Annotated in this window: 22 protein-coding genes; 9 read left to right on the top strand and 13 right to left on the bottom strand. The window is 63.0% G+C overall.

Annotated elements, in window-relative coordinates; all coding sequences use genetic code 11:
* Positions 1–114: 114 nt before the first annotated feature.
* A complete protein-coding gene (locus PSH73_RS15375; RefSeq protein ID WP_115128504.1) occupies positions 115–2,154 on the top strand; it encodes an NADPH-dependent 2,4-dienoyl-CoA reductase in 2,040 nt (679 codons plus the stop codon).
* A 57-nt stretch (positions 2,155–2,211) separates the two neighbouring features.
* Entirely contained in the window at positions 2,212–3,102 is an 891-nt protein-coding gene (locus PSH73_RS15370; protein ID WP_057960054.1) for a 1-aminocyclopropane-1-carboxylate deaminase/D-cysteine desulfhydrase, read from the top strand.
* On the opposite strand, the gene PSH73_RS15365 is transcribed toward PSH73_RS15370, so the two are convergent.
* The 3 genes from PSH73_RS15365 to PSH73_RS15355 form a co-directional block, all read right to left on the bottom strand.
* Positions 3,099–3,644, bottom strand: coding sequence for a cytochrome b (locus PSH73_RS15365; protein ID WP_057960053.1), 546 nt, complete (start codon positions 3,642–3,644; stop codon positions 3,099–3,101). The genes PSH73_RS15370 and PSH73_RS15365 overlap by 4 nt on opposite strands.
* A gap of 114 nt (positions 3,645–3,758) precedes the next feature.
* Entirely contained in the window at positions 3,759–4,586 is an 828-nt protein-coding gene (phnX, locus tag PSH73_RS15360; protein WP_057441522.1) for a phosphonoacetaldehyde hydrolase, read from the bottom strand.
* Between the two features lie 77 nt (positions 4,587–4,663).
* On the bottom strand, positions 4,664–5,773 hold the full coding sequence (locus PSH73_RS15355; protein ID WP_057444272.1) for a 2-aminoethylphosphonate--pyruvate transaminase: 1,110 nt from the start codon (positions 5,771–5,773) through the stop codon (positions 4,664–4,666).
* Between the two features lie 112 nt (positions 5,774–5,885).
* Between PSH73_RS15355 and PSH73_RS15350 the strand changes: the two genes are divergently transcribed.
* Complete coding sequence (locus tag PSH73_RS15350; RefSeq protein ID WP_057960052.1) at positions 5,886–6,746, top strand: LysR substrate-binding domain-containing protein; 861 nt, start codon at positions 5,886–5,888, stop codon at positions 6,744–6,746.
* Here PSH73_RS15350 and PSH73_RS15345 read toward each other — a convergent pair.
* Positions 6,716–7,621 carry a LysR substrate-binding domain-containing protein gene (locus PSH73_RS15345; protein WP_057441524.1) on the bottom strand — a complete coding sequence of 302 codons (906 nt, stop codon included), beginning with the start codon at positions 7,619–7,621 and terminating at the stop codon, positions 6,716–6,718. The genes PSH73_RS15350 and PSH73_RS15345 overlap by 31 nt on opposite strands.
* A gap of 266 nt (positions 7,622–7,887) precedes the next feature.
* On the opposite strand from PSH73_RS15345, the gene PSH73_RS15340 reads away from it, so the two are divergent.
* On the top strand, positions 7,888–9,213 hold the full coding sequence (locus PSH73_RS15340; protein ID WP_057441526.1) for an MFS transporter: 1,326 nt from the start codon (positions 7,888–7,890) through the stop codon (positions 9,211–9,213).
* Positions 9,214–9,331: 118 nt separating this feature from the next.
* Positions 9,332–10,039 (top strand): YebC/PmpR family DNA-binding transcriptional regulator, encoded by a 708-nt coding sequence (locus PSH73_RS15335; protein WP_057441529.1) that lies wholly within the window; start codon positions 9,332–9,334, stop codon positions 10,037–10,039.
* Positions 10,040–10,188: 149 nt separating this feature from the next.
* On the opposite strand, the gene PSH73_RS15330 is transcribed toward PSH73_RS15335, so the two are convergent.
* From PSH73_RS15330 to PSH73_RS15315, 4 genes are read right to left on the bottom strand one after another with little or no spacing between them, the layout of a single operon-like run.
* Positions 10,189–11,493, bottom strand: coding sequence for a protein kinase (locus tag PSH73_RS15330; RefSeq protein WP_169990348.1), 1,305 nt, complete (start codon positions 11,491–11,493; stop codon positions 10,189–10,191).
* A gap of 35 nt (positions 11,494–11,528) precedes the next feature.
* The gene (gene zapE, locus PSH73_RS15325) at positions 11,529–12,641 is read right to left on the bottom strand and encodes a cell division protein ZapE (RefSeq protein ID WP_057960050.1); all 1,113 of its coding nucleotides are present in this window, start codon (positions 12,639–12,641) and stop codon (positions 11,529–11,531) included.
* 12 nt (positions 12,642–12,653) lie between these two features.
* Positions 12,654–13,400: an anti-sigma factor gene (locus PSH73_RS15320; protein WP_057960049.1), complete on the bottom strand. Its 747-nt coding sequence runs from the start codon at positions 13,398–13,400 to the stop codon at positions 12,654–12,656.
* Positions 13,397–13,903 (bottom strand): sigma-70 family RNA polymerase sigma factor, encoded by a 507-nt coding sequence (locus tag PSH73_RS15315; RefSeq protein ID WP_057441590.1) that lies wholly within the window; start codon positions 13,901–13,903, stop codon positions 13,397–13,399. Before PSH73_RS15315 ends, PSH73_RS15320 begins: the two co-directional genes overlap by 4 nt.
* Before the next feature lie 152 nt (positions 13,904–14,055).
* Here PSH73_RS15315 and PSH73_RS15310 point away from each other — a divergent pair, with 152 nt between their 5' ends.
* Together PSH73_RS15310 and PSH73_RS15305 are read left to right on the top strand one after the other, a co-directional pair.
* The gene (locus PSH73_RS15310; RefSeq protein ID WP_198799376.1) at positions 14,056–15,138 is read left to right on the top strand and encodes a catalase family peroxidase; all 1,083 of its coding nucleotides are present in this window, start codon (positions 14,056–14,058) and stop codon (positions 15,136–15,138) included.
* On the top strand, positions 15,135–15,671 hold the full coding sequence (locus PSH73_RS15305) for a cytochrome b (RefSeq protein ID WP_198799375.1): 537 nt from the start codon (positions 15,135–15,137) through the stop codon (positions 15,669–15,671). The genes PSH73_RS15310 and PSH73_RS15305 overlap by 4 nt, the downstream gene beginning before the upstream one ends.
* Here PSH73_RS15305 and PSH73_RS15300 read toward each other — a convergent pair.
* Positions 15,569–16,834, bottom strand: a complete 1,266-nt coding sequence (locus PSH73_RS15300) for an MFS transporter (protein WP_252117795.1) — start codon at positions 16,832–16,834, stop codon at positions 15,569–15,571. The genes PSH73_RS15305 and PSH73_RS15300 overlap by 103 nt on opposite strands.
* 96 nt (positions 16,835–16,930) lie before the next feature.
* Here PSH73_RS15300 and PSH73_RS15295 point away from each other — a divergent pair, with 96 nt between their 5' ends.
* Positions 16,931–17,392: a helix-turn-helix domain-containing protein gene (locus PSH73_RS15295; RefSeq protein ID WP_057960045.1), complete on the top strand. Its 462-nt coding sequence runs from the start codon at positions 16,931–16,933 to the stop codon at positions 17,390–17,392.
* A 20-nt stretch (positions 17,393–17,412) separates the two neighbouring features.
* Here the strand turns inward: PSH73_RS15295 and PSH73_RS15290 are convergent, their stop codons facing one another.
* Positions 17,413–18,564: a M14-type cytosolic carboxypeptidase gene (locus PSH73_RS15290; protein ID WP_120733500.1), complete on the bottom strand. Its 1,152-nt coding sequence runs from the start codon at positions 18,562–18,564 to the stop codon at positions 17,413–17,415.
* Positions 18,565–19,043: 479 nt separating this feature from the next.
* Positions 19,044–19,388, bottom strand: a complete 345-nt coding sequence (locus PSH73_RS15285; RefSeq protein ID WP_057960043.1) for a DUF3077 domain-containing protein — start codon at positions 19,386–19,388, stop codon at positions 19,044–19,046.
* A gap of 129 nt (positions 19,389–19,517) precedes the next feature.
* Between PSH73_RS15285 and PSH73_RS15280 the strand changes: the two genes are divergently transcribed.
* Entirely contained in the window at positions 19,518–20,165 is a 648-nt protein-coding gene (locus PSH73_RS15280; protein ID WP_057960078.1) for a LexA family transcriptional regulator, read from the top strand.
* Here the strand turns inward: PSH73_RS15280 and PSH73_RS15275 are convergent.
* Positions 20,162–22,114 (bottom strand): acetyl/propionyl/methylcrotonyl-CoA carboxylase subunit alpha, encoded by a 1,953-nt coding sequence (locus tag PSH73_RS15275; RefSeq protein ID WP_169961072.1) that lies wholly within the window; start codon positions 22,112–22,114, stop codon positions 20,162–20,164. The genes PSH73_RS15280 and PSH73_RS15275 overlap by 4 nt on opposite strands.
* Positions 22,111–22,917: a gamma-carboxygeranoyl-CoA hydratase gene (locus PSH73_RS15270; protein ID WP_120733498.1), complete on the bottom strand. Its 807-nt coding sequence runs from the start codon at positions 22,915–22,917 to the stop codon at positions 22,111–22,113. Before PSH73_RS15270 ends, PSH73_RS15275 begins: the two co-directional genes overlap by 4 nt.
* Positions 22,918–22,921: the final 4 nt, after the last annotated feature.

The raw sequence follows: 22,921 nt of genomic DNA, 5'->3' as shown, positions 1-22,921 counted from the left end.
GTCAGTTTCAGTCATTGAGCGCTAAGGGCGGGGCTCTTAGTCTGTGGGACATAAACCGATGGCCGGCCATTCGAGCCTGCCACGTCCCGTGATGATCCGTTGTGGAGCTGTACCATGACCGCTGCTGCCTACCCGCACCTGCTGGCCCCGTTGGACCTGGGTTTTACCACCTTGCGCAACCGTACCCTGATGGGGTCGATGCACACCGGCCTTGAAGAAAAGCCCGGCGGCTTCGAGCGCATGGCCGCGTATTTCGCCGAGCGTGCCCGTGGCGGCGTCGGCCTGATGGTCACCGGCGGTATTGGCCCGAACGATGAAGGCGGGGTGTATTCCGGGGCAGCCAAGCTGACCACTGAAGCCGAAGCGCTCAAGCACAAGATCGTCACCCAGGCCGTGCACGAGGCGGGCGGCAAGATCTGCATGCAGATCCTTCACGCCGGGCGTTATGCCTACAGCCCCAAGCAGGTTGCGCCGAGTGCGATCCAGGCGCCGATCAACCCGTTCAAGCCCAAGGAGCTGGACGAGGAAGGCATCGAGAAGCAGATCAGCGACTTTGTCACCTGCTCTCTGCTGGCCCAGGTCGCTGAGTACGACGGCGTCGAAATCATGGGTTCCGAAGGTTATTTCATTAACCAATTCCTCGCCGCCCACACCAACCATCGCACCGATCGCTGGGGTGGCGCCTACGAAAACCGTATGCGTTTGCCGGTGGAAATCGTGCGCCGGGTGCGCGAAGCCGTCGGGCCGAATTTCATCATCATCTTCCGCCTGTCGATGCTCGACCTGGTGGAAGGCGGCAGCACCTGGGAAGAAATCGTGCAGTTGGCCAAAGCCATCGAGCAGGCGGGCGCGACGATTATCAATACCGGTATCGGCTGGCATGAAGCACGCATCCCGACCATCGCCACCAAGGTGCCGCGCGGCGCGTTCAGTAAAGTCACGGCCAAGCTGCGTGGCGCGGTGCAGATCCCGTTGATCACCACCAACCGTATCAACACCCCGGAAGTGGCCGAGCAGATCCTCGCCGAGGGCGATGCCGACATGGTGTCCATGGCGCGGCCGTTCCTCGCCGACCCGGAGTTCGTCAACAAGGCCGCCGCTGGCCGGGCCGACGAGATCAATACCTGCATCGGCTGCAACCAGGCCTGCCTGGACCACACCTTCGGTGGCAAATTGACCACCTGCCTGGTCAACCCGCGCGCCTGCTACGAGACCGAGCTCAATTACCTGCCGGTCCAGCAGATCAAGAAAATCGCCGTGGTCGGTGCCGGCCCAGCCGGCCTGGCTGCTGCCACCGTGGCGGCGGAGCGCGGCCATCAGGTGACCCTGTTCGATTCGGCCAGCGAGATCGGTGGCCAGTTCAACGTGGCCAAGCGCGTGCCGGGCAAGGAAGAATTTTTTGAAACCCTGCGTTACTTCAAGCGCAAACTGCAGACCACCCATGTCGAACTGTGCCTCAACACCCGGGTCGATGTAGCGCAACTGGTGGCCGGCGGTTATGACGAGATCATTCTGGCCACCGGTATCGCGCCGCGTACCCCGGCGATTCCTGGCGTGGAAAACCCCAAGGTGCTCAGCTACCTGGACGTGCTTCTGCAGCGTAAACCGGTGGGCAAGCGCGTTGCGGTGATCGGCGCCGGTGGTATCGGCTTCGACGTGTCGGAGTTCCTTGTGCACCAGGGCGTGTCCACCAGCCTGGACCGTGAAGCGTTCTGGAAGGAGTGGGGCATCGACACCCTCCTGCAGGCGCGCGGTGGCGTGGCCGGGATCAAGGCCCAGCCCCATGCCCCGGCGCGTGAGGTGTACTTGCTGCAGCGCAAGGCTTCCAAGGTTGGCGACGGCCTGGGCAAGACCACCGGCTGGATCCACCGTACCGGCCTGAAGAACAAAAAAGTGCAGATGCTCAATAGCGTCGAGTACCTGAAGATCGACGACGCCGGCCTGCATATCCGGATCGGCGCCGAGGGCGAGCCCCAGGTGCTGGCGGTGGACAATATCGTCATCTGCGCCGGCCAAGACCCGTTGCGCGAGTTGCAGGACGGCCTGGTCGCCGCTGGCCAGAACGTGCACCTGATCGGGGGGGCCGACGTGGCTGCCGAGTTGGACGCCAAGCGCGCCATCAACCAGGGCTCGCGCCTCGCCGCCGAGCTGTAAGGCGACACGAGGGGCGGTGTTAGACTACCGCCCCTTTTTTCATGCAGACATGCACTGATGGGTCCTTTCGACTGGCTTCCCCATGCGCCCCTTGAACCTTTGCAACTGGAGTGGCTGAACGGGGTAGAGGTGGCGGTGTTGCGCCTGGACCGCATCGACCCGCTGATCAGCGGCAACAAGTGGTTCAAACTCACCGGGCACCTGGCCGAGGCGCAACAGGCGGGGGCCAGCGGTATCATCAGTCTGGGTGGCGCCTACTCCAATCATCTGCATGCCCTGGCGGCGGCCGGCAAACGCTTCGGTTTTGCCACCGTCGGCCTGCTGCGTGGGCACCCACAAGACACCCCAACCGTCCTCGACCTGCAAGCTTTCGGCATGCAACTGCACTGGCTGGGCTATGGCGGTTACCGCGCGCGCCATGGGCCGGACTTCTGGTTGCCTTGGCGCGAGCGATACCCGGATTTGCATCCCGTGCCCGAGGGCGGCGGCGCAATGACAGGGGCGTTGGGCTGTGGCGTGTTGGTCGAGCAGGTGCGCAGGCAGTTGCACACCCTGGGCTGGGCCGATTACCACGCCTGGTGGCTGGCAGCCGGTACCGGTACCACCCTGGCGGGCCTGGTGCTGGCGGAGGCGGGTGCCCATCTTGTGTACGGGGCCCTGGCGGTGCCGGATGACCACGGCGTTGCGCAGAACGTGCAGGCTATCGTGCAGGGCGGGTATGAGTTGCTGGATGCCAGCCGTGGCGGCTTTGCAAAGGTCGATCCGTTATTGCTTGAGTTTATCCAGGCCACCGAGCGGGCCAGCGGCCTGCCGTTGGAACCGCTTTACACCGGCAAGGCGCTGCTGGCGCTCAAACAACAGATCGAGGCCGGGCGCTTTGCCCCCGGCACTCGCCTGATTTTTGTGCACACCGGTGGCCTGCAAGGCCGCCGGGGTTTTGTGGGTTAACGCTTGGGCAACATGCGCAACACGGTGTTATCCCGCATGAAGTAGTGGTGGTACAGACCCGCCGCGGCATGCAGGCCGATCAGCCAGTAACCGAGGGTGCCGCCCAACACATGCCAGCCTTCGATCTGCTTGGCCAGGTCCTTGTTCTCACCAATCAGCGGTGGCAACTCGATCCCGTAGAACCACACCGAATGCCCTTCGGCACTGACGATCAGCCAGCCAAAGATCGGCATGCCGATCATGAACACATACAGCGCCACATGCATCAGCGTCGCCAGCAGGGCTTGCCATTGCGGCGGCGCGGGTAAAATCTTCGGCGCCACGCCAAGGCTGCGGGCAAACAGGCGCAGCCAGACCAGTACGAATACGGTCAGGCCGAACATGAAGTGCATTTCCTTGATCAGGGTGCGGCCGCCGCTACCCTTGGGGAAAATCCCGCGAAACTCAATGGTGGTGTAGACCAGCACCAGCAGCACTAGCATCAGCCAGTGCAAGGCGATGGACATCGTACTGTAACGGGACTCGCTGTTTTTCCACGGCATCGCGTATTTCCTCACTCATCAGGGGCAAACCTCCGTTCTTTGGCGACGAAGTCCCTTTAGCCTAAACCTGTTATGCAAGGTTTGCCCGAGTGAGGGGCGATGTATTGACGTCGATCAGGCGCTTTGCGGCATTTCACCTCGGGCCAGGCGCTGATTGATGTCGGCGATCACGCCGGGCAGGTCGGTGATGGTGTCGATCAGGTAGTGCGGGCGCGAGCCGGCAAACAGCGTTTCGATGCGCTGGCGTTCACTGGCCAGGGTCGCCGGGTCCAGGGCGCGGAACTGCTCGTAGGTCAGGCCCAGGGCGTTGCCTGAGCAGGTCAGCGCCACGGTCCACATCCCGGCGCGGCGGCCTTCGAGGATGCCCGGCACGGTGTCGTCGATCTTCACGCAGGCCGCCACGTCATCGATGCCCAGGGCGATCACGTTGGCCAGGGCCTGGGCCGGCCATGGGCGGCCATTGGGTACTTCGTCGGTGGCCACGACGTGGTCGGCGATGTAGCCGTTGGTGGCGGCCAACTCGACCACTTTGTCCATCACTTGCTTGGGGTAGCCGGAGCAGGAGCCGATCTTGATCCCTTGCGCACGCAGCGCGGCAATGGTCTCCAGGGCGCCGGGAATCAGCGCCGAGTGTTCGGCGATCTTCTCGATCTGCAACGGCATGAAGCGCTCGTAGATGGCGGTCACGTCATCGTCGGTCGGCGTGCGGCCGAAGGCCTTGCGGTAGCGCTCGGCGACTTGCGGCTGATCGCACAGGGTGCGGATGTGGTCCCACTTGCCCATGCCCATCGGGCCACGGGCTTCTTCGATGGAGACCTGCACGTCGAACTCGGCAAACGCTTCGACAAAAATCTGCGTAGGCGCGAAGGAGCCGAAGTCGACCACGGTGCCGGCCCAGTCAAGAATGGCGGCCTGCAGGGTGTTGGGGTTCTGATAGTTCATGGTTTAAATCCTGTCAGTAAGGGGTAGGAGTCGGCTTGCCGGCGATGGCGGCCGTGAAGGCCCCATCGTCGAGGGAATCAGATTTCGAGTACTTCCATCTCTTGCAGCGCCTGGGCAATCGCCGCCACCGCCGCTTGCATCTCGGCCTGGTTGACATGGCCGATGCAGCCGACGCGGAAGGTCTCCACTTGGGTCAATTTGCCCGGATACAGAATGAAACCCTTGGCCTTGACCCGCTCGTAGAAGTCTTTGAACTGGTAGCGCGGATCGTTCGGCGCATGGAAGGTGACGATGATCGGCGCCTGGATCGCGCTCGGCAGGAAGCTGCGCAGGCCCAGGTCGGCCATGCCATCCAGCAGCGTCTGGCAGTTGGCGGCATAGCGCTGATGGCGCGCCGGCAAGCCGCCTTCTTCGTTGTATTGCAGCAGCGCTTCATGCAGGGCGGCCACCACGTGGGTCGGCGGGGTAAAGCGCCATTGCCCGGTCTTGGCCATGTAGGCGTGCTGGTCGAACAAATCCATGGCCAGGGAGTGGCTGTTGCCCTGGGCCGCGGCCAGGGCCTCTTTTTTCGCAAACACAAAACCCATGCCTGGCACGCCTTCCAGGCATTTGCCGGAGGCGGCGATCAGTGCATCGAACGGCACCTGGGCGGCGTCGATGGGCAGCGCGCCAAAGGAGCTCATGGCGTCGATGATCAGGTGCTTGCCGTGGCGCTGGATGACCTGGGCGATCTCCGGCAGCGGGTTGAGGATGCCGGTGCTGGTTTCGCAGTGGATCAGCGCGATATGGGTGATGCTGCTGTCAGCCTGCAACAGCCGGTCGACATCGGCGGCGGTGGTGGGCTGGTCTTCGGCGGTTTCGAAGGTGCTGAACGGGCGGCCCAGCACTTCGCAGATCTTCGCCAGGCGCTTGCCGTACGCGCCGTTGATCAGCACCAGTACCTTGCCATCGCGGGGTACCAGGGTGCCGATGGCCGCTTCGACGGCGAACGTGCCGCTGCCCTGCAAGGGCACGCAGTGATGGCTGTCGCCACCGTTGATGATCGCCAGCAGTTGCTCGCAGAGGCTGGCGGTCAGTTGGTTGAAGCGGTCATCCCACGAACCCCAGTCAACCATCATCGCCTGGCGGGTGCGGGCGGAGGTGGTCAGGGGCCCAGGTGTGAGCAGGATCGGCGCGGCAGTACTCATTCTCATGTCCTCGCAAAGCAGTGGGATGAAGCTACGGGACATAAATTGCAGTTTGGCTTGTCATCAATCAAATTGTTTGTTGTTATGCCAGCCATCAGTGAGGCCGATAGCTATGAATCTTTTCCAACTCCGTGCATTTGACGCCGTGGCCCGGGACGGCAGTTTTACCCGTGCCGCCGCACGCCTGTTTATCAGCCAGCCAGCCGTGACCGGGCATATCAAGGCGCTGGAAGAGCACTACCAGATCACCCTGCTGCGGCGTACCGCGCGGCGCGTCGAGTTGACGGAGGAGGGCATCAAGCTGGCGGCCATTACCCGCAGTATCTTCGGCCTGGTGGATGAAGCGCAGACCCTGCTCGAAGCCAACCGCCAATTGCTCACCGGGCGCCTGGAAGTGGCGGCGGATGGCCCGCATATGGTCATGCCGATGCTGGCCAAGCTGCGTGCCCGTTACCCGGGGATTACCGTCAACCTGCGCCTGGGCAATGCCCAGGAAACCCTGGCGGCGCTGCTGTCCGAGCATGCGGATGTGGCCGTGTTGACCGAAGTCGAGCCGCGCAAGGGCGTGCACCTGCAACCCTTGAGCGAATCCCGTATCTGCGCCTTGGTACCGGCTGGCCATCCGTGGCTGGCGGACCCGGCGGGTATCCGTCTGGAGCAGTTGGACCAGGTGATCATGGTACTGCGCGAGCCCAGTTCCATTACCCGCCGCACCTTCGACGACGCCTGTGCCAAGGCCAGCGTGCAGCCCAGGGTGTTGCTGGAACTGGACAGCCGCGAAGCGGTGACGGAAGCGGTGGCGGCCGAGTTGGGGGTGGGCGTGGTGTCGTCGGTGGAAGTCAGCCGCGATCCGCGGGTGCATGCGATTCCTATCCGTGGCGACGGGCTGCTGAACCAACATATGCTCGGCTGCATGGAGCGGCGCCGGGAATTGCGCTTGATTCAGGCGTTCTTCGAGTTGGCTTCAGGCTGATCTTCGCGCAGGCTTTCGCGGACAATCTCCAGAAAGGTCGCCACTACCCGCCGCGAACTCTGTTCCTTGAGGCACACCAGTGTTTCCTTCATGCGCTGGGTGCAGTCGCGGATGGGCATGGCATACACCCGTGAATCGGCGCCGAACTCCGACGCCGACACCACGCCCACGCCAATCCCCACCACCACGGCCTCACGCGCGGCTTCGCGGCCCTCCACCTGGATCGCCGGGCGGATGCGCAGCCCGGCCTGGTGCATCTCGCGCTCCAGGGTCTGACGGGTCACCGAGCCGGTTTCCCGCAGGACCAGGGGGGTGTCGTCCAGATCCGCCAGCTCGATGGACTCGCGCCCGGCCCACGGGTGGTTGCGGGCGACGAACGCCAGCATCGGGTCATCACGCAAGGGGATCGAAAGCAGGCGCTCATCGTCGACGTCACGCCCCACCAACGCCAGGTCGGCCTGATAGTTATACAGGCGGTACAGCGCATCATCGGTGTTGCCGGTCTCGATTTTCACGGTGATTCCCGGATAACGTTCGCAAAACCGGGCGATTTGCGGCAGCACATGCACCGGGGCGTCCACCGCCAGGGTCAGGCTGCCGGTTTGCAGGGCCTTGGAGTCTTGCAGCAGCTCCTGGGCTTCGGCGGCGATGACAAACAGGCGCTGGGTGATACTCAGCAGGCGCTCGCCGAGGTCGGTCAGGCGCACCGAGCGTTTGTTGCGATGGAACAGCAGCACGCCAAAACGCTCTTCAAGCTTGCGCACTTGGTCGGAAATGGCCGGCTGGGTGAGGAACAACCGTTCGGCCGCCAACGTGAAACTGCCATGGACAGCCACGGCATGGAAGGCTTTGAGTTGGGCGTGGGAAACCGACATGGCGCGACCTCTTACAAGCTGAGCTTATATTTGAAATACGATAAATCGATTTTACCTATTAGTCAGCCATTGCTTTGATAGCCCTCAGTCGCCGTAGGTTGAGTCCTACAACTTCGGCGATCATGAGCCCTTGCGTGCAACCTTGCAGGACTCATCTGACCAGTACCCGGTGCTCTGCCACCCAGTACTGCAGTGCAAAACAATAAAAACACAGGCAATTGCTTCTCGATTCTGCCGGCACACTCACACCTGAGGTCAGAACCACCATGAATATCCCTATGGGTAGCATCAAGCGTTGGCGCGTGCAGATTTTCGCCATCACCTGGCTGGCATATGCCGCTTTCTATTTCACCCGCAAAGCATTTTCCGTGGCCAAGTTAGGGATCGTTGACGACCCGAGTTTCCCGCTGGACAAGATGATGATGGCCAACCTGGATGGCCTGTACCTGGCGGCCTATGCCGTCGGCCAGTTCACCTGGGGCATGCTCGCCGACCGTTTCGGGCCACGGGTGGTGGTGTTGGGCGGGCTGGTGATTTCAGCGGCTGCCGCGCTGGTCATGGGCACGTTTGCCACCTTGCCGATCTTTGTCACGTGCATGTTGATCCAGGGGTTGGCGCAATCCACCGGCTGGTCGGGGCTGTGCAAGAACCTTGGTAGTTTCTTCCCGGCGCAACAGCGCGGGCGTGTGCTGGGCTTATGGAGCTCGTGTTACGCGTTTGGCGGGCTGGTAGCCTCGCCCTTTGCCGGCTGGTGGGCCTACACCCTGATTGGCAGTTGGCACGCGGCATTTATCTCCAGTGCCGCGGTGGTGGCGGTGGTGGCGGTGCTGTTCTTTATTTTCCAGCGCAACACGCCACAGGACGTCGGCCTGCCAGAAGTGGAGCCCGAGCCGGCAATGAGCGCCGAAGAGCAGGCGGCGGCGAAAAAAATCAGCATCCTTGAGCCGTTGCGCGAGATCTTGCGCAACCGCACGGTGCTGACCCTGGGCCTGGCGTACTTCCTGTTGAAACCGGCGCGTTACGCGATCCTGTTGTGGGGCCCGGTGATTGTCTATGAGCAGATGCCCTCGGTGGGCAAGGTCGGCGCGGCCATTGTGCCCACGGCGTTCGAGCTGGCGGGGTTGTTGGGGCCGATCATGATTGGCCTGGCGTCCGACAAACTGTTCGGCGCCCGGCGCATGCCGGCCTGTGTTCTCAGTTTGTTGGCGCTGACCGTGTCCCTGGCGCTGTTTATGGGGGCGTTGCATACCGGCAGTGTGATGTTGGTGATGGCTTTGCTGTTTGTCATGGGTCTGACCCTGTACGGGCCGGACTCGATGATCAGCAGCACGGCGGCCATTGACTTCGGTACCGCCAAGGCCGGCGCAACGGCGGCGGGCTTCGTCAATGGTTGCGGCTCGGTGGGCGCGATCCTCGGTGGCCTGCTGCCGGGCTACTTCGACACGGTGACGGTGTTTATCGTGTTCGCCGGCGCTGCCCTGTTTTCCTCGCTGGTGCTGATGCCTTATTGGAACGCCCGGCCTGCGGTATTGGCGCAAGTGGGCGACTTTGTGCCGGATCGCACGGTGGCAATCAAACCCCTGCGCACCTGAGGTACCTGCAACGCTGGCCGGTTTTTTGGTGGAACGATGGGTTCTTGCCCTATAAACTCTGCGGCCAAAGCGCCGGCCAGTAGACGTCTCGGCGCCACGGATATCAAGAGAGTGAGTCATGGGCGCACAGTGGAAGGTTAAACATAAAGAAGCGGCATCCAATGCCAAGGGCAAGATTTTCGGCAAGCTGGTGAAGGAAATCACCATTGCCGCCCGTAACGGTGCGGACACCGCGACCAACGCCCACCTGCGTCTGGTGGTCGAGCAGGCCAAAAAGGCCTCGATGCCCAAGGAAACCCTGGAGCGCGCAATCAAGAAAGGCGCGGGCCTGCTCGGCGAGACCGTGCAGTACCATCGCGTGACTTATGAAGGGTTCGCCCCGCACCAGGTGCCGTTGATCGTTGAATGCGTGACCGACAACATCAACCGCACCGTGGCGGAAATCCGCGTAGCTTTCCGCAAGGGGCAACTCGGAGCTTCGGGCTCGGTGGCCTGGGACTTCAACCATGTAGGGCTGATCGAGGCCTCGCCGGACACCCCCGATGCCGACCCGGAAATGGCCGCCATCGAAGCCGGTGCCCAGGACTTTGAGGAAGGTGAAGAAGAGGGCACGACCCTGTTCATCACCGAGACCACCGACCTGGACGCGGTGCAGAAGGCGTTGCCGGAGCAGGGTTTTACCGTGTTGTCGGCGAAGTTGGGCTACCTCGCGAAAAACCCGGTCAGCGGCCTGAGCGACGAGCAGATGGCTGAAGTCGAAGCCTTCCTGGAAGGCCTGGACAACCATGACGACGTGCAGGACATGTTCGTCGGCCTGGCGGGCTAAACCCGGCCTGGAATTATGGGCACGGGCTTGTGTGTGAGCGGGCTTGCCCGCGATTGCGGTGTATCAGATGGCACATCAGCTGGCTGACCCACTGCTATCGCGGGCAAGCCCGCTCACACATAAGCCCGCTTCCACATTTGCAGGGCGTTTCAGAGTGAGGACAGCAGTGCCTCGATCTCTTCGAACGCCGGACGCGCCAGCACCTGCGGCTGGCAGCAGCGCTCCCGCAGCGCCTCCAGCACTTGGCGCTGGTCATCGCTCAAACCTGCGTCAATGCGCTCCAGCAACTCCTCCAGCAACACCCCGAACGCCCGCACTTCAATGCGCTGCAACGCCCTGGTTTCCAAGGTGTCGGCCGTGGCATGGAATGACGCCGCGCCAAAGTCCCCCAGCAAACAATCACCCCCGGCATTCCACAGGATATTGTGGCCATACAGGTCGCCATGGGTGATGCCATGCCGGTGCAGGTGTGCGGCCACGGAGGCGATGCCGCGCGCCATGCGCAACGCCACAGCCACGCTGAAACGGCTGGCGGGGTCGTAGATGTCCCGGGTGCAGGACGCCAGGCTGGGCAGGCCGGCGAGGTTGCGGTAGCTCGGGTCGATCAGGTCCATCACCAGCGCGGCCTGGTCATCGGGGTGGCCGATTACCCGGCCTTGCACCTTGATCAGGTTGGGGTGCAGCCCGGCGGCAATGCAGGCCTGCATTTCATGCAGCGGTGAACCGTCGCTGGTGATGGTGCCCTTATAGAGTTTGACCGCGACCGGCTCGTTCGACGGTTTGCGCAGTGCCTTGCGAATCACCCCCGAGGCGCCTTCGCCGAGCACCTCGGCCAGCTCCAGTTCGGCCCAGGGAATATTCGCTGTGTTGTCGTCAATTGCCAGTTCAACCGCGCTTTCCACCGGGTTGCCGGCATAGGCCAGCCAGGTCAGGCGCGGCAGCGTCAGCAGCCATTGCGGCAATTGCGTCAGGCGGTTGGCGGCGATGCGCAGCAGTTCGAGGTTATGGCACTGGGCCAGGCTCGCCGGCAGTTGCTCCAGGCGATTACCGGCCAGCATGAGTTTTTGCAGCAGCGGCCGTTCGCCGAGTTCATCCGGCAAGTGGCTGAGACGGTTATCGGTGAGGATCAACCAACGCAATTGCGGCGGCAGTGCAGCAGCCGACACCTGCTCGATCTGGTTGGCCTTGAAGCCGACCATGCTCAATTGCTGGCATTGCCCCAGGCACGCCGGCAGTTCGGTGAAGGCGTTGTCCGAGCAAAACAGCACGCGCAGGTGGGGCAGCCGGTGCAGGTCGTCGGGCAGGCTGCGCAGGGCGTTGCCGCTCAGGTTGAGGATTTCCAGGGAGTCGGCCAGGTCGAAGATTTCCCGGGGGAACTGCGTCAGGCCGCAGGACAGGTCCAGGCGCTTGATGCCAGCCAGTTGGCCAGCCTTGAGTTGGGCAAGGGTATCCATGAACAGCTTAGGTCACTCGACAAGGTCAAAGGCGCTCATGATAGCGACTTGAGCGCCAGCGGGCTGACTTGTTGCAACTGCCCCAGGCGGCTGCGGGTGCGCGCCAGGTCAATCGCCTGGCCTTGCAGGGCATCGTCCAGTGGCTGTTGGCCCAGCAGGGTCAGGTGCTTGTCCTGGTCGTACAGCACGTCGATCAGGTTGATAAAGCGCTGTTGCACGGCAATCGGGCAATCGCCGAGCAGCGGCAGGTCGTCGATGATCCAGTGGTCGAAATCCTCGCACAGCAGCAGGTAATCCATCACGGCGGTGGGCTGTTCGCACAGGTCGTTGAAGGTCAAGGCCAGGCTGCGCGCCTGGTGCCAGCGCACCTGCAGTTGCCGCGAGCCGACCGCCAGCGCCAGGGGCGGGCCATCGGTGGCGGGCAGCCCCAGCTCACGGCGCTGGGCCGGGGCGCCCGGCCACACGTACTGGCCATGGGTGAAGCGCTGCAGCTGGTGGTTCTGCGCCAGGCCCCGGTAGTCCTGAGGCGCGCTGACTTCCATGACGTCCATGCGCGCGCTGATCAAGTCAATCACCGGCTTGAAGCGCTGATGGTACAGCGGGTTGGGCAGCAAGCCCTGGGGCGGGTAATTGGAGGTGACCAGCAGCAGGATGCCCCGTTGGAACAGGGCCTTGAACAGGCGGGTGATCAACATCGCGTCGCCGATGTCATGCACATGGAACTCGTCGAAACACAGCACCCGGCAGCCGTCGAGCAATTGATCCAGGGTGGCGCCCAGGGTATCGGCCTGCTGGCGGTGGGCAAACATGCCGCGGTGCAGGCGGGCGAAAAAGTCGTGGAAATGTACCCGCTGCTTGTCAGGCAACGGCAGGGCCTGGAAAAACCCGTCCAGCAGCCAGCTTTTGCCCCGGCCGACAGCGCCGTGCAGGTACAGGCTGCGGGTCGGGCGCTGGGCCAGCAGGTGTGCGGCCTGCCGCGCCATAGCGTCGATCACCTGCACCTGGCTGGGGCTGAGGGTGTAGCCCTGTTGCCGAGCCTTGTCCGCGAAGAAGCGCTGAATGGCTGGCGCGCTGTCGTGGGCGGTTTTTTTGCCCAGCAGGCGTTTGAGCAGGGGCAGGCGCCGGGGGCGGCTCTCTCGAAAAGGCATGGCGTTGGCGTCCTAGAACCGGGTGGTCTGCTTGAGCAATGGGGTGGTCGGCTCGTCCTCCGGGCTGACCATCGCATAGTTGTAGCCGGGGCTGGACCAGTATTCGGCCTGCAGTCCATCGGCACTGCGGCTGCCCCGTGGCAGCAGGGTGTTTTGCGGGCCGGGCGGGCGAATATAAAAACTGATGCGCCGGCCCTGCGGGTTCTCGTAAAGCACCATCGCTGCCGCGCCCTGATCGGTGCTGAGCAGCCGTGCGCTGACCGGGCTGAAGCCGGCCTCGCTGAGGTCTGGCAGGCGATGGGCCTGGGCGAAGTAACGGTCGAGCCAGGCTTGCATATCGCCATTGCCCTGCACCTGGTAATCGGCGGGCATGATTGGGTTCTGGGCAAACAGGCGGTACGCCTGCATGGCGTCGGTCATCGGCAGTGCGCTGGCGACCAGGGTCGCCTGCCGCGCTTGCCAGCCACCCAGGCCGCCCAGGCCGACGGCGAGCACCAGCATGGCGGCAGTGGCCAGCTGGCGGCGCGACTGGTGCTTGAGACGCTGGCGAATCTGCGCCGGATCCAACTCGGGGTTGGCCGCTGGCGGCGCACCGATGGCCGTGCGCAGGTGCTGGGCATCCTGTTGCCAGGCGTGGACCTGGGCCGCGACCTCGGGGTGGGCGGCGAGCCAGATCTGCAGTTGGCGGCGATCCGGCTCGCTGAGCTGGTGATCGACGTACGCGTGCAGGTCGCGTTCGTTGGGGGGCAGGCTGATCATTTGAGTATCCGCAGGGAAGGGCGGGTGATGTCACCGTCGCTGAGCTGGCGCAAGGCCTGGCGGGCACGGGACAGGCGTGACATCACGGTGCCGATGGGCACGTCGAGGATATGGGCGACTTCCTTGTAGCTCAAGCCTTCCACCGAAACCCACAGCAGCAGGGCGCGTTGCTCGCTGCTCAACTGGTCGAAGGCTTGCAGGGTCGATTGGGCGATCACCGTACGTTCGACTGACGGTTGCGCGTCATCACGACCGGTGAAGAACTCCAGCATCCGCGCATAACGCCGCGAACGCCGGTGCGCGTCGAGGAACTGCCGGTAGAGGATCGAGAACAGCCAGGCGCGCAAATCGCCGTCGACGCGCTTGTTGCGCCAACTGACGATGGCGCGCTCAAGCGTGGCCTGCACCAGGTCGTCGGCGCTGCTGGGGTTGCGTGTCAGGGATACGGCAAAGCGCCGTAGCCTGGGGAGGAGTTCACGCAATGAGTCGTCGAGTTCGTGCATGGCAATCTTGGTCACTGTGCTTGGACCAGGAAGACGTCCGGCCTTGGAGGTTATTCCAGGGATTGAAAAATAAACAGTGCGGGTGGGAATAGAGCGTGTCGACGCTCGTCCTGCTTCTCTCTCACCTGTGGCCGCTGGCCCTGGAGCACTGCATGCCAGATCAACCATCCCCCTTACGCCCGCCGCTGGGGCGCGCCAGCCTGATGCTGCGCCTGGCCGCTATCGGCGTGGTCGTCGGCGCCGCCGCCGGGGCGTTTGCCTACGTCAACGGTACACTCGACCCGCAGCGGTTGCGCCCCCAGGCCCTGGTCAATGCCCTGGAAACCAATAACGGCGTGCACCCCGGCTACCGGCGCAACCATTCCAAGGGTGTATGCGTGGCGGGCTATTTCGAGAGCAGTCCTGCGGCGCGTGCCTATTCCCGTGCGCAGGTATTCAGCGAGGCCCGCACCCCGGTGATCGGCCGTTTTGCCTTGCCCAGCGGCAACCCCTATGCCCCGGACAGCAGCGTGCCGATCCGCAGCCTGGCCGTGCAGTTCAACCAGGCCAACGGCCAGCAATGGCGCAGCGGGATGAACAGCATGCCAGTGTTCCCGGTGGGCACGCCCGAGGCGTTCTACCAGATGCTCAAGGCGGGGACTCCCGACCCGGCGACCGGCAAGCCCAACCCGGCCAGTATGCCGGCGTTTTTTGCCAGCCATCCGGAGACGGCGCCGTTCCTGGCCTGGGTCAAGACGGCCAGGCCATCAGCCAGCTATGCCACCGAGCGTTACAACGGCATCAATGCGTTTTACCTGGTGAATGCCGACGGGCAGCGCCAGGCCGTGCGCTGGGGGCTGGTGCCGATGAGCCAGGACGTCAGCGCAGCCGCTGCGCCGCCAGGGGCGGATTTCCTCCAGGCCGACCTGGAGCAACGATTGGCGGCCGGCCCCCTGCGCTGGCAGTTGCAGATCACCCTGGCCAACCCCTCAGACCCGGTGGATGACGCCAGCAAGGCCTGGTCTGGGGCGCACACGGTGCTGGATGCCGGCACCCTGGTACTCGAGCGCAGTCAGCCACAGTTGGACGGTGATTGCCGCGATATCAACTTTGACCCGCTGATCCTGCCCAGTGGTATCGAAGCCTCCAATGACCCGCTGCTGGCTGCACGTTCTGCTGCCTATGCCAGTTCCTACCTGCGCCGTACCGGCGAAGTCAGCCAGTTGCACAGCGCCTCTCAGGAGTCCCAGCCATGAAGACTCAACCACGTTTTTTCGCCCCGCTGGCGCGCCTGCTGCACTGGCTGATGGCGCTGATGGTCATTGCCATGCTGTTTATCGGTGCTGGCATGGTGGCCTCGGTGTCCCAGCGCCATGCATGGTTGTTGCACCTGCACAAGCCATTGGGCATTGCGATTCTGCTGTTGGTGATCGTGCGCCTGGTGGTGCGCTTTGCTACCCGCCAGCCGCCGCTGCCTGCCGATTTGCCGGCGTGGCAGGTGTTGGCGGCCAAGGCGTCGCATCTGCTGCTGTATAGCTTGATGCTGGCGCTGCCGTTGTTGGGATGGGCGATGATTTCGGCGGCCGGTGACCCAGTGATGCTGAGCAGTTCTTTGCAGTTACCGGCGTGGGTGCCGGCCAACGCGCAGTTGTTTGCAATCCTGCGCAAGGCCCATGGGTATCTCGCCTATTTGCTGTTCCTCACGGTGTTGCTGCATTTGGCGGCGGCGTTGTTCCATGGCTGGATTCGCCGGGATGGCGTTTTGCAAAGCATGCTCGGCAAGGACTGAGGCCCCAGGGTCGCCCACCAGTATCCCAGGGCCAGTAGGTTGATGGCGGCGCCCAGGGCACAAACGCCGAGCCAGCCGGCCCAGGCGTACATCAGGGTGGCGCCGAGCGAGCCCAGGGCGCTGCCTGCCGAATAGAACAGCATGTAGCCGGCAGCCAGGCGGCTCTGGGCTTCGGGGCGCACGCTGTAGATCAGGCTTTGGCTGGTGACATGCACGGCTTGCAGGCCGAGGTCGAAGGCAATCACCCCAAGCAACAGTGCCCACAACGAAGACTGGGTCAAGGCGATGGGCAGCCAAGACACCAGCATCAGCGCCAGGGCCGCGCCGCTGGTCCACTGTGCCCAGCCTCGGTCAGCCAGGCGCCCGGCATGGGCCGCTCCCAGCGCGCCGGCGGCACCGGCAAGGCCGAACAGGCCGATCTGGGTGTGGGACAACGACAGCGGCGGGGCGCTCAAGGGCAATACCAAGGGCGTCCATAGCACCGTGCCCGCGGCAAAAATCAGCAAGGCCAGCACTGCGCGGTCGCGCAGCACTTTTTCCTCGCGCAACAGGCTGAACACCGAGCCGAGCAACTGGCGATAGGCGCCTGGCGCCCGGGGCTGCTCGGTAGCGGGCAAGACACGCCAGAGCAGCAGCGCCATCAGCAACGTCAAGCCAGCCGACAGCAGGTACACCGAGCGCCAGCCGGCCAGGTCCGCCATGAGCCCGGACACCGTGCGCGCCAGCAGCAAGCCAACCACGATACCACTGGTCACCAGGCCCACCACATGCCCCCGTTGCTCGGGGCGCGCCAGGTTTGCGGCGTAGGCCACCAACACCTGGGCCACCACGGCGAGCAAGCCCGTCAGCAACAGGCCAGCCAGAAACCCCACGCTGCTGTTGGACAGGGCGACCAGCAATACCGCGCCGGTGGACAGCAGTAACTGGCCGACGATCAAGTGCCGACGGTTGAGCAGATCGCCCAACGGCACCAGCAGTAATAAACCGAGGCCATAGCCGACCTGGGTCAGGCTGATCACGATGCCGACGGTGGCGGGGTCCATGGCGAACGTCGTGGCCATGGCATCCAGCAGGGGTTGGGCGTAATAGACGTTTGCCACCGACAGGCCGCAGGCAATGGCGAACAGCAGCACCACGGCGCCGCTTAACGATGATTGGGGCATGCTGAGTTCTCATTGTGGTTGTTAAATAAAACCAGTTGTACGGTAGGTATTCCGGTTTTATATTGCAACTACATTTTTATCAGGCAGGCGTTACTCATGGTCAAACTCACTCGCTTTGAAAGTGCCGAATGCCCGGTGGCGCGCTCGCTGGAGGCGATTGGCGATGGCTGGGCACTGTTGATCATTCGCGATGCATTCGATGGCATCCGCCGCTTTGGCGAGTTTCAGCGCAGCCTGGGCATGGCCAAGAATATTCTTTCGGCACGCTTGCGCAGCCTGGTCGGCCACGGGATTTTCGAGATTGTCCCGGCCTCGGATGGCAGTGCATATCAGGAGTATGTGTTGACGGAAAAGGGCAGGGGGCTGTTTGCCGTGATCATTGGGTTGCGGCAATGGGGCGAGGGGTTTTTCTACGCCGAGGGCGAGGCCCATTCGGTGCTGTTGGACCGTGAGCACGGACAGCCGCTGCAGGCTTTGCACGTGCAGGCGGCAGATGGCCGGGTGCTTGGGCCGCTGGACTGCGTGCGGGTGGCGGCGCAGTCCGAGGCTGAGGGTTAACGACGCTTATTGGGGCAGGGTCAGCGCAGTACGTTGACCATGTCCGCCACGGTGCTCAGCACGTCCTTGCCCAGTTGCCGGGAGCGTTTGCCGGACCAGCCGGTGCGTGGGTCGGGCGCATCGTCATTGTCCTTGAACGGCATTTCAAGGGTCAGGGACAGGCAATCGAATTTCTCGCCCACGCTGTTGCACGCCAAGGTCATATTGGCCTGGCCCGGCAAGTCGCGGGTGTAGCCATGGGTGGTCTGGAAGTCGCGGGTCAGTTCGCTCAAGTGGCTGCGAAAGTGTTTTTCCAGGGCCTCGATACGCGGGGTATAGCCGGGGTTGCCTTCACACCCTGCGGTGAACACATAGGGGATTTCTTCGTCGCCGTGGATATCCAGGAACAGGTCGACGCCGTATTTTTCCATTTGCTGCTGGACGAACAGCACTTCCGGGCTCTGTTCCTGGCTTGCGCTTTGCCAGGCGCGATTGAGGTCCTGGCCCATGGCGTTGGTGCGCAAGTGACCGTGGAACGCGCCATCCGGGTTCATGTTCGGCACCAGGTACAGGTCGGCGGATGCCAGGAGTTTTTTCAGTTCAGCATCACCTTCCTGCTGCAGGCGCTCGATGATGCCTTCCATAAACCACTCGGCCATATGCTCGCCCGGGTGCTGCTGCGCAATGATCCACACTTTGCGCTGCCCGGCGTCACCCTTGCCACGGCGTAGCAGGGGAATATCACGGCCTTCGACACTCTTGCCGGTGGCCAGCAATTGCGTACCGGCGCGGTTCAGTGCCTGCTCGATCAACCAGGCGTGACGCTCGCGACTGTAGGGTTCGAAGTAGGCGAGCCAGGCGTGTTTTTGCTCGGCCTGCAGTTCGATGTGCAAGGTTTCGCCATCAAAGCGTGTCGGCACCCGGAACCAATTGACGTGGTCGTAGGACGCCACGGCGTTGTAACCGCTCCAGGCATGTTTGTAGGAGGACTGGCCGGCGTTGCTCAGGCGAAAGGTATGGGTATGACCAATGTGCATGCCTTCGGCCTTGAAGTGGAACCATTGGAAGTGCTGGCTGCGGGTATCAGGTTTGATCGCCAGCAGTAACTGATGGGCATCGCTGGTGTCGAGCACCTGGATATTGCCACTGTCGAAGTCGGTGCTGATTTTGATGGAGGTCAAGGCCACGGTCATAGTCTGATTGCCTGAATATGAGAGTTGTGGCGGGCAGTTTACACAGACGCGGGGTAAAGTCTGGACGCAAATTATTGCGAAAAGGGAGGGGGCGTCATCCTTGACGCAGCCGCAGCTTAGAGTCTGTGAGATTGATTCTCAAGTGCTATCTTGGAAAGAAGCGGGCCAGAGCGCTTGATCGGCTTTCTTTCGGTGATTGTCTTTTGCTACCATGCGCGCCATCGAGCAACACACAGTCTTCATTAGCCTGAAGCCACGCCAGAATAACTGGCAAAAAAAAGACCCGGCCAAAGAGCCGGGTCAAAAACCGTGATTAGCCTGATGAGGAGATATTCCAAGAGTCCGACCTAAGGTCTCTTGGCCTATCGACTGATCTCGCGACCAGCTGCTTGCAATAATAATCATTATCATTTGCAAGTCAAATGTTTTTATCCGTCTGATAGAAATATTTTTCCTTCTGTTCCTGCACGCCTATCTGGCTATGAGGCTTTGCCGCCTGCCAGTTGCAGTGGACGCTCCAGCATGGCCTTGGCCATATCAATCAAATACACCACTGAAAACGCCAGGTCTCGGGTGCCCCCCAGCTTGTTGTTCGCCAATTCATACGCGATGGCGGCGGCGCTGCGCAGCAGGTCCGAGGCATGCACCAGGGCTTCTTCGCTGCTGACATGGGGGTTGGCCTCGAAAAAGGCCACATCGTCCACTGGCTCCGTGTCCTCTTTCAAGTAGTAGTCCAGTGCGCGTCGGGCGGCTTCGCTGCCCTGCAAGAACTTTATTTCATCGTCATCAGGTGTGCCAGGCAGGTGATCCAGGGTAGTGGTCATGAGGTCGGTGCTCTGGGTGGGAAGGTGAACAGGTGGGGTTGATAATAATACGATCTGTATTTATGTCATTTGATTGATTACTACAAACTGTTTATTGTCGCCCTGAATTCATCCGGTATTGTGTGGCCCATGGATAAATGGATAGCGTTGGTCAAAGCCAACATGAAGGCCCGCAAGGTCACGCAGCATCAACTGGCCGCACGCTTGGGCATGTCCCAGGGCGGCATTGGCCACTGGCTGGGCAAGCGCCGGGTGCCCAGCCTCGCCGATATGAACCGGGTGCTCGAAGAGCTGGGCCTGGGCTATCTGGAGACGGTGCTGGTGATCCGCGAAAAAAGCGACGCCCCGGCGAACGACGACGCCGCGTCGGTCACTCAATACAATCCGTATTTTCGTTACCCTGTGACCGACTGGAAACACCCCTGCCAGGTGCACGAACAGCGGCCAGCCTATGGCGCCACGCGTTTTGAGGCGAGCGATTACGAGGCCGACGGCGAGGCGTTCTGGCTCCAGGTGAGCGGCGATGCGATGACCGCGCCCAGTGGGCCGAGTATTGCCGAAGGGATGATGATCCTGGTGGACCCGGCCCGCGAAGCCGAGCCCGGTACATTGGTGGTGGCCCAATGGGCCGGCAGCAGCCAGGCTACCTTTCGCAAGTTGATCGAGGAAAGCGGCCAGCGTTACCTGGTGCCGCTCAACCCGACCTACCCCAAAGCCCTGCTCACCGATGACTGCCGGATCATCGGCGTGGTGGTACAGGCCACGGTGAAGTTCTAGGCCTGGGCTTCCAGCTCCACCAAGGCGCTGCCTTCGCCGACCATTTCGCCTTCCTGGCAATACAGGGCCTTGATCACGCCTCCATGGGGCGCGCGGATGCTGTGCTCCATCTTCATCGCTTCAAGCACCACCAGTTGCGCACCGGCCTCCACTGTCTGCCCGACTTCCACCAGCACCCGCACGATGCTGCCGTTCATGGGGGCGCTCAGGCCGCCCTGATGGGCTTGTCCGGCATCGACGGCGGCGATCGGGTCAAACAGCGTCACGCTGCGCATCTCACCTTGCCAGCGCAGGAACAGCGTCTGCCCATGGCGCACGGCCAAGTGCGAACGGCGGATGCCAGCATCCTCGATCAGCAATTGTTCGCCACGCAGTTGCGGCGCGGTGCTGGTTTGCAGTGTTACCAGGCGATCCTGGCCGTCACTGCTCAAATGCAGGGATGTTTCGGCAGGCAGGCCCGCACGAAAGCCCAGGGTTGCAGCCCACGGCGAGGCAGGATCGTCCTGCCGCAGCCGGGAGGGCTGGCTCTGCATGAAAGCATGACCGGCCGCCTGCCAGAACTCATCACTCAACGCACTGGCGGCAGGCAGCAGTTGCTCCTGATAACGCGGGATAAACCCGGTATCCAACTGCGCTGCGGCAAAGGCGGGATGGCCGATGATGCGCCGTAAGAAGCCCAGGTTGGTCTTCAAGCCGCCGACCGCAAACTCGTCGAGCATGCTCAACAGGCGCAGGCGCGCCTGTTCGCGGTCCTCGCCCCAGGCAATCAGTTTTCCAAGCATCGGGTCGTAGAAGGGCGAGACGTCGTCCCCTTGCTCGACGCCACTGTCCACCCGCCGTCCCGGGCCTGGCGCCGATTCGCGGTACAGCGCCAGATGCCCGGTGGCCGGCAAAAAGTCATTGGCCGGGTCTTCGGCATACAGCCGCACTTCAATCGCGTGGCCGCGCAACGGCACCTGCTCCTGGGTCATGGGCAGCGGCTCGCCTTGCGCCACGCGAATCTGCCAGGCCACCAGGTCCAGGCCGGTGATGGCCTCGGTCACCGGGTGTTCTACCTGCAAGCGAGTGTTCATTTCCATAAAGAAAAACTCACCGCGCGCATCCAGCAGGAACTCCACGGTGCCGGCGCCCACATAGCCAATCGCCTGGGCGGCACGCACCGCTGCCTCGCCCATGGCCTGGCGCAGGGCAGGGCTGAGGCCGGGGGCCGGTGCTTCTTCGACGACCTTTTGATGGCGACGCTGGATCGAGCAGTCGCGTTCATTGAGGTACAGGCAATGGCCGTGCTGGTCGGCAAACACCTGGATCTCCACGTGGCGGGGCTTGATCAGGTACTTTTCCACCAGCATCTGCGCATTGCCAAACGACGACAGCGCCTCGCGCTGGGCCGAGGCCAGGGCTTCGGCCAGTTGGCTTTCGTCCTCGACCACTTTCATGCCCTTGCCGCCGCCGCCCGCCGTGGCCTTGAGCAGCACCGGGTAGCCAATGCGCGCGGCGGCCTGGCGGAAGGTTTCCAGATCCTGGCCGGCACCGTGGTAACCCGGCACCAGCGGCACGCCAGCGGTTTCCATCAATGCCTTGGCCGCCGACTTGCTGCCCATGGCATCAATGGCCGAGGCGGGCGGGCCAAGGAAAATCAGCCCGGCCTCTTCAATCGCTCGGGCAAAGCGTGGGTTTTCGGAAAGAAAACCATAGCCTGGATGAATCGCCTGGGCGCCGCTGGCCTTGGCCGCGGCGATCAGTTTGTCGATCTGCAGGTAGCTGTCGGCGGCCTTGCTGCCGCCCAGGTCCACCCGGATATCGGCTTCTCGGCTGTGGCGCGCATCGCGGTCCGTGGCGCTGTGCACGGCAACGGTGGTCATGCCCAGTGCCTTGGCCGTGCGCATGACCCGACAGGCGATTTCGCCCCGGTTGGCCACCAGTACGCAGGTAATCAACGGTGCACTCATGAACGTGGCTCCTGGGACTGCCAACTGGGCGCACGCTTTTGCAAAAATGCGCGCAAGCCTTCCTGGCCCTCGGCGCTGACGCGGATGCGCGAGATGGCGTTTTCGCAGTAGCGGCGCAACGCCGGGGTCAGGGCGCCATTACCCACTTCGCGCAACAAATCCTTGCTGGCGCGCATGGCGGCCGGGCTGTTGAGCAGCAGGTTGGCGATCCATTGCTCGACGTGCTGATCCAGCGCATCCAGCGGGTAGCTTTGCGCCAATAGCCCGATGGCCTGGGCCTGCTGACCGTCGAAGCGTTCTGCGGTCAGGGCATAGCGGCGTGCCGCGCGCTCGCCAATCGCCTGCACCACAAACGGGCTGATGACCGCCGGCGCGAGGCCGATGCGTACTTCCGACAGGCAGAACTGCGCATCATCGGCGCCAATGGCCATGTCGCAGCAACTGATCAGGCCCAGGGCGCCGCCGTAGGCCGCGCCCTGGACCACCGCCAGTGTCGGGATCTTCAGCTTGGCCAGGTTGTACATCAACTCCGCCAATTCGCGGGCGTCGTCGAGGTTGGTGTGGTAATCCAGTTCGGCCGACTGTTGCATCCAGGCCAGGTCCGCGCCGGCGCTGAAATGCTTGCCGCGCCCGCGCACGACCAGAAAACGCAGCGCGGCATCGGCCTGGACCTGGTCCAGGGCAATGATCAGCTCGCGGATCATTTCGGCGTTGAACGCGTTGTTCTTCTCTTCCCGGCTCAACCACAGCGTGGCAAAGCCACGGGGGTCGTTGACCAGCTCAACAGTGTTGAAATCGCTCATGGGT

It is taken from the genome of Pseudomonas sp. FP2294, from assembly GCF_030687625.1.
GTDB classification, from domain to species: Bacteria; Pseudomonadota; Gammaproteobacteria; order Pseudomonadales; family Pseudomonadaceae; genus Aquipseudomonas; species Aquipseudomonas shahriarae.
The sequence above is the reverse complement of the archived record's forward strand: the minus strand, read 5'-3'. Positions and strand labels throughout refer to the sequence as shown.

What these genes read in the sequence shown, in the direction of transcription:
- PSH73_RS15375 (WP_115128504.1), top strand. Translation starts at nt 115, where the DNA reads ATGACCGCTGCTGCCTACCCGCACCTGCTGGCCCCGTTGGACCTGGGT.
- PSH73_RS15370 (WP_057960054.1), top strand. Translation starts at nt 2,212, where the DNA reads ATGGGTCCTTTCGACTGGCTTCCCCATGCGCCCCTTGAACCTTTGCAA.
- PSH73_RS15365 (WP_057960053.1), bottom strand. Translation starts at nt 3,644, where the DNA reads ATGCCGTGGAAAAACAGCGAGTCCCGTTACAGTACGATGTCCATCGCC.
- phnX (WP_057441522.1), bottom strand. Translation starts at nt 4,586, where the DNA reads ATGAACTATCAGAACCCCAACACCCTGCAGGCCGCCATTCTTGACTGG.
- PSH73_RS15355 (WP_057444272.1), bottom strand. Translation starts at nt 5,773, where the DNA reads ATGAGTACTGCCGCGCCGATCCTGCTCACACCTGGGCCCCTGACCACC.
- PSH73_RS15350 (WP_057960052.1), top strand. Translation starts at nt 5,886, where the DNA reads ATGAATCTTTTCCAACTCCGTGCATTTGACGCCGTGGCCCGGGACGGC.
- PSH73_RS15345 (WP_057441524.1), bottom strand. Translation starts at nt 7,621, where the DNA reads ATGTCGGTTTCCCACGCCCAACTCAAAGCCTTCCATGCCGTGGCTGTC.
- PSH73_RS15340 (WP_057441526.1), top strand. Translation starts at nt 7,888, where the DNA reads ATGAATATCCCTATGGGTAGCATCAAGCGTTGGCGCGTGCAGATTTTC.
- PSH73_RS15335 (WP_057441529.1), top strand. Translation starts at nt 9,332, where the DNA reads ATGGGCGCACAGTGGAAGGTTAAACATAAAGAAGCGGCATCCAATGCC.
- PSH73_RS15330 (WP_169990348.1), bottom strand. Translation starts at nt 11,493, where the DNA reads ATGGATACCCTTGCCCAACTCAAGGCTGGCCAACTGGCTGGCATCAAG.
- zapE (WP_057960050.1), bottom strand. Translation starts at nt 12,641, where the DNA reads ATGCCTTTTCGAGAGAGCCGCCCCCGGCGCCTGCCCCTGCTCAAACGC.
- PSH73_RS15320 (WP_057960049.1), bottom strand. Translation starts at nt 13,400, where the DNA reads ATGATCAGCCTGCCCCCCAACGAACGCGACCTGCACGCGTACGTCGAT.
- PSH73_RS15315 (WP_057441590.1), bottom strand. Translation starts at nt 13,903, where the DNA reads ATGCACGAACTCGACGACTCATTGCGTGAACTCCTCCCCAGGCTACGG.
- PSH73_RS15310 (WP_198799376.1), top strand. Translation starts at nt 14,056, where the DNA reads ATGCCAGATCAACCATCCCCCTTACGCCCGCCGCTGGGGCGCGCCAGC.
- PSH73_RS15305 (WP_198799375.1), top strand. Translation starts at nt 15,135, where the DNA reads ATGAAGACTCAACCACGTTTTTTCGCCCCGCTGGCGCGCCTGCTGCAC.
- PSH73_RS15300 (WP_252117795.1), bottom strand. Translation starts at nt 16,834, where the DNA reads ATGCCCCAATCATCGTTAAGCGGCGCCGTGGTGCTGCTGTTCGCCATT.
- PSH73_RS15295 (WP_057960045.1), top strand. Translation starts at nt 16,931, where the DNA reads ATGGTCAAACTCACTCGCTTTGAAAGTGCCGAATGCCCGGTGGCGCGC.
- PSH73_RS15290 (WP_120733500.1), bottom strand. Translation starts at nt 18,564, where the DNA reads ATGACCGTGGCCTTGACCTCCATCAAAATCAGCACCGACTTCGACAGT.
- PSH73_RS15285 (WP_057960043.1), bottom strand. Translation starts at nt 19,388, where the DNA reads ATGACCACTACCCTGGATCACCTGCCTGGCACACCTGATGACGATGAA.
- PSH73_RS15280 (WP_057960078.1), top strand. Translation starts at nt 19,518, where the DNA reads ATGGATAAATGGATAGCGTTGGTCAAAGCCAACATGAAGGCCCGCAAG.
- PSH73_RS15275 (WP_169961072.1), bottom strand. Translation starts at nt 22,114, where the DNA reads ATGAGTGCACCGTTGATTACCTGCGTACTGGTGGCCAACCGGGGCGAA.
- PSH73_RS15270 (WP_120733498.1), bottom strand. Translation starts at nt 22,917, where the DNA reads ATGAGCGATTTCAACACTGTTGAGCTGGTCAACGACCCCCGTGGCTTT.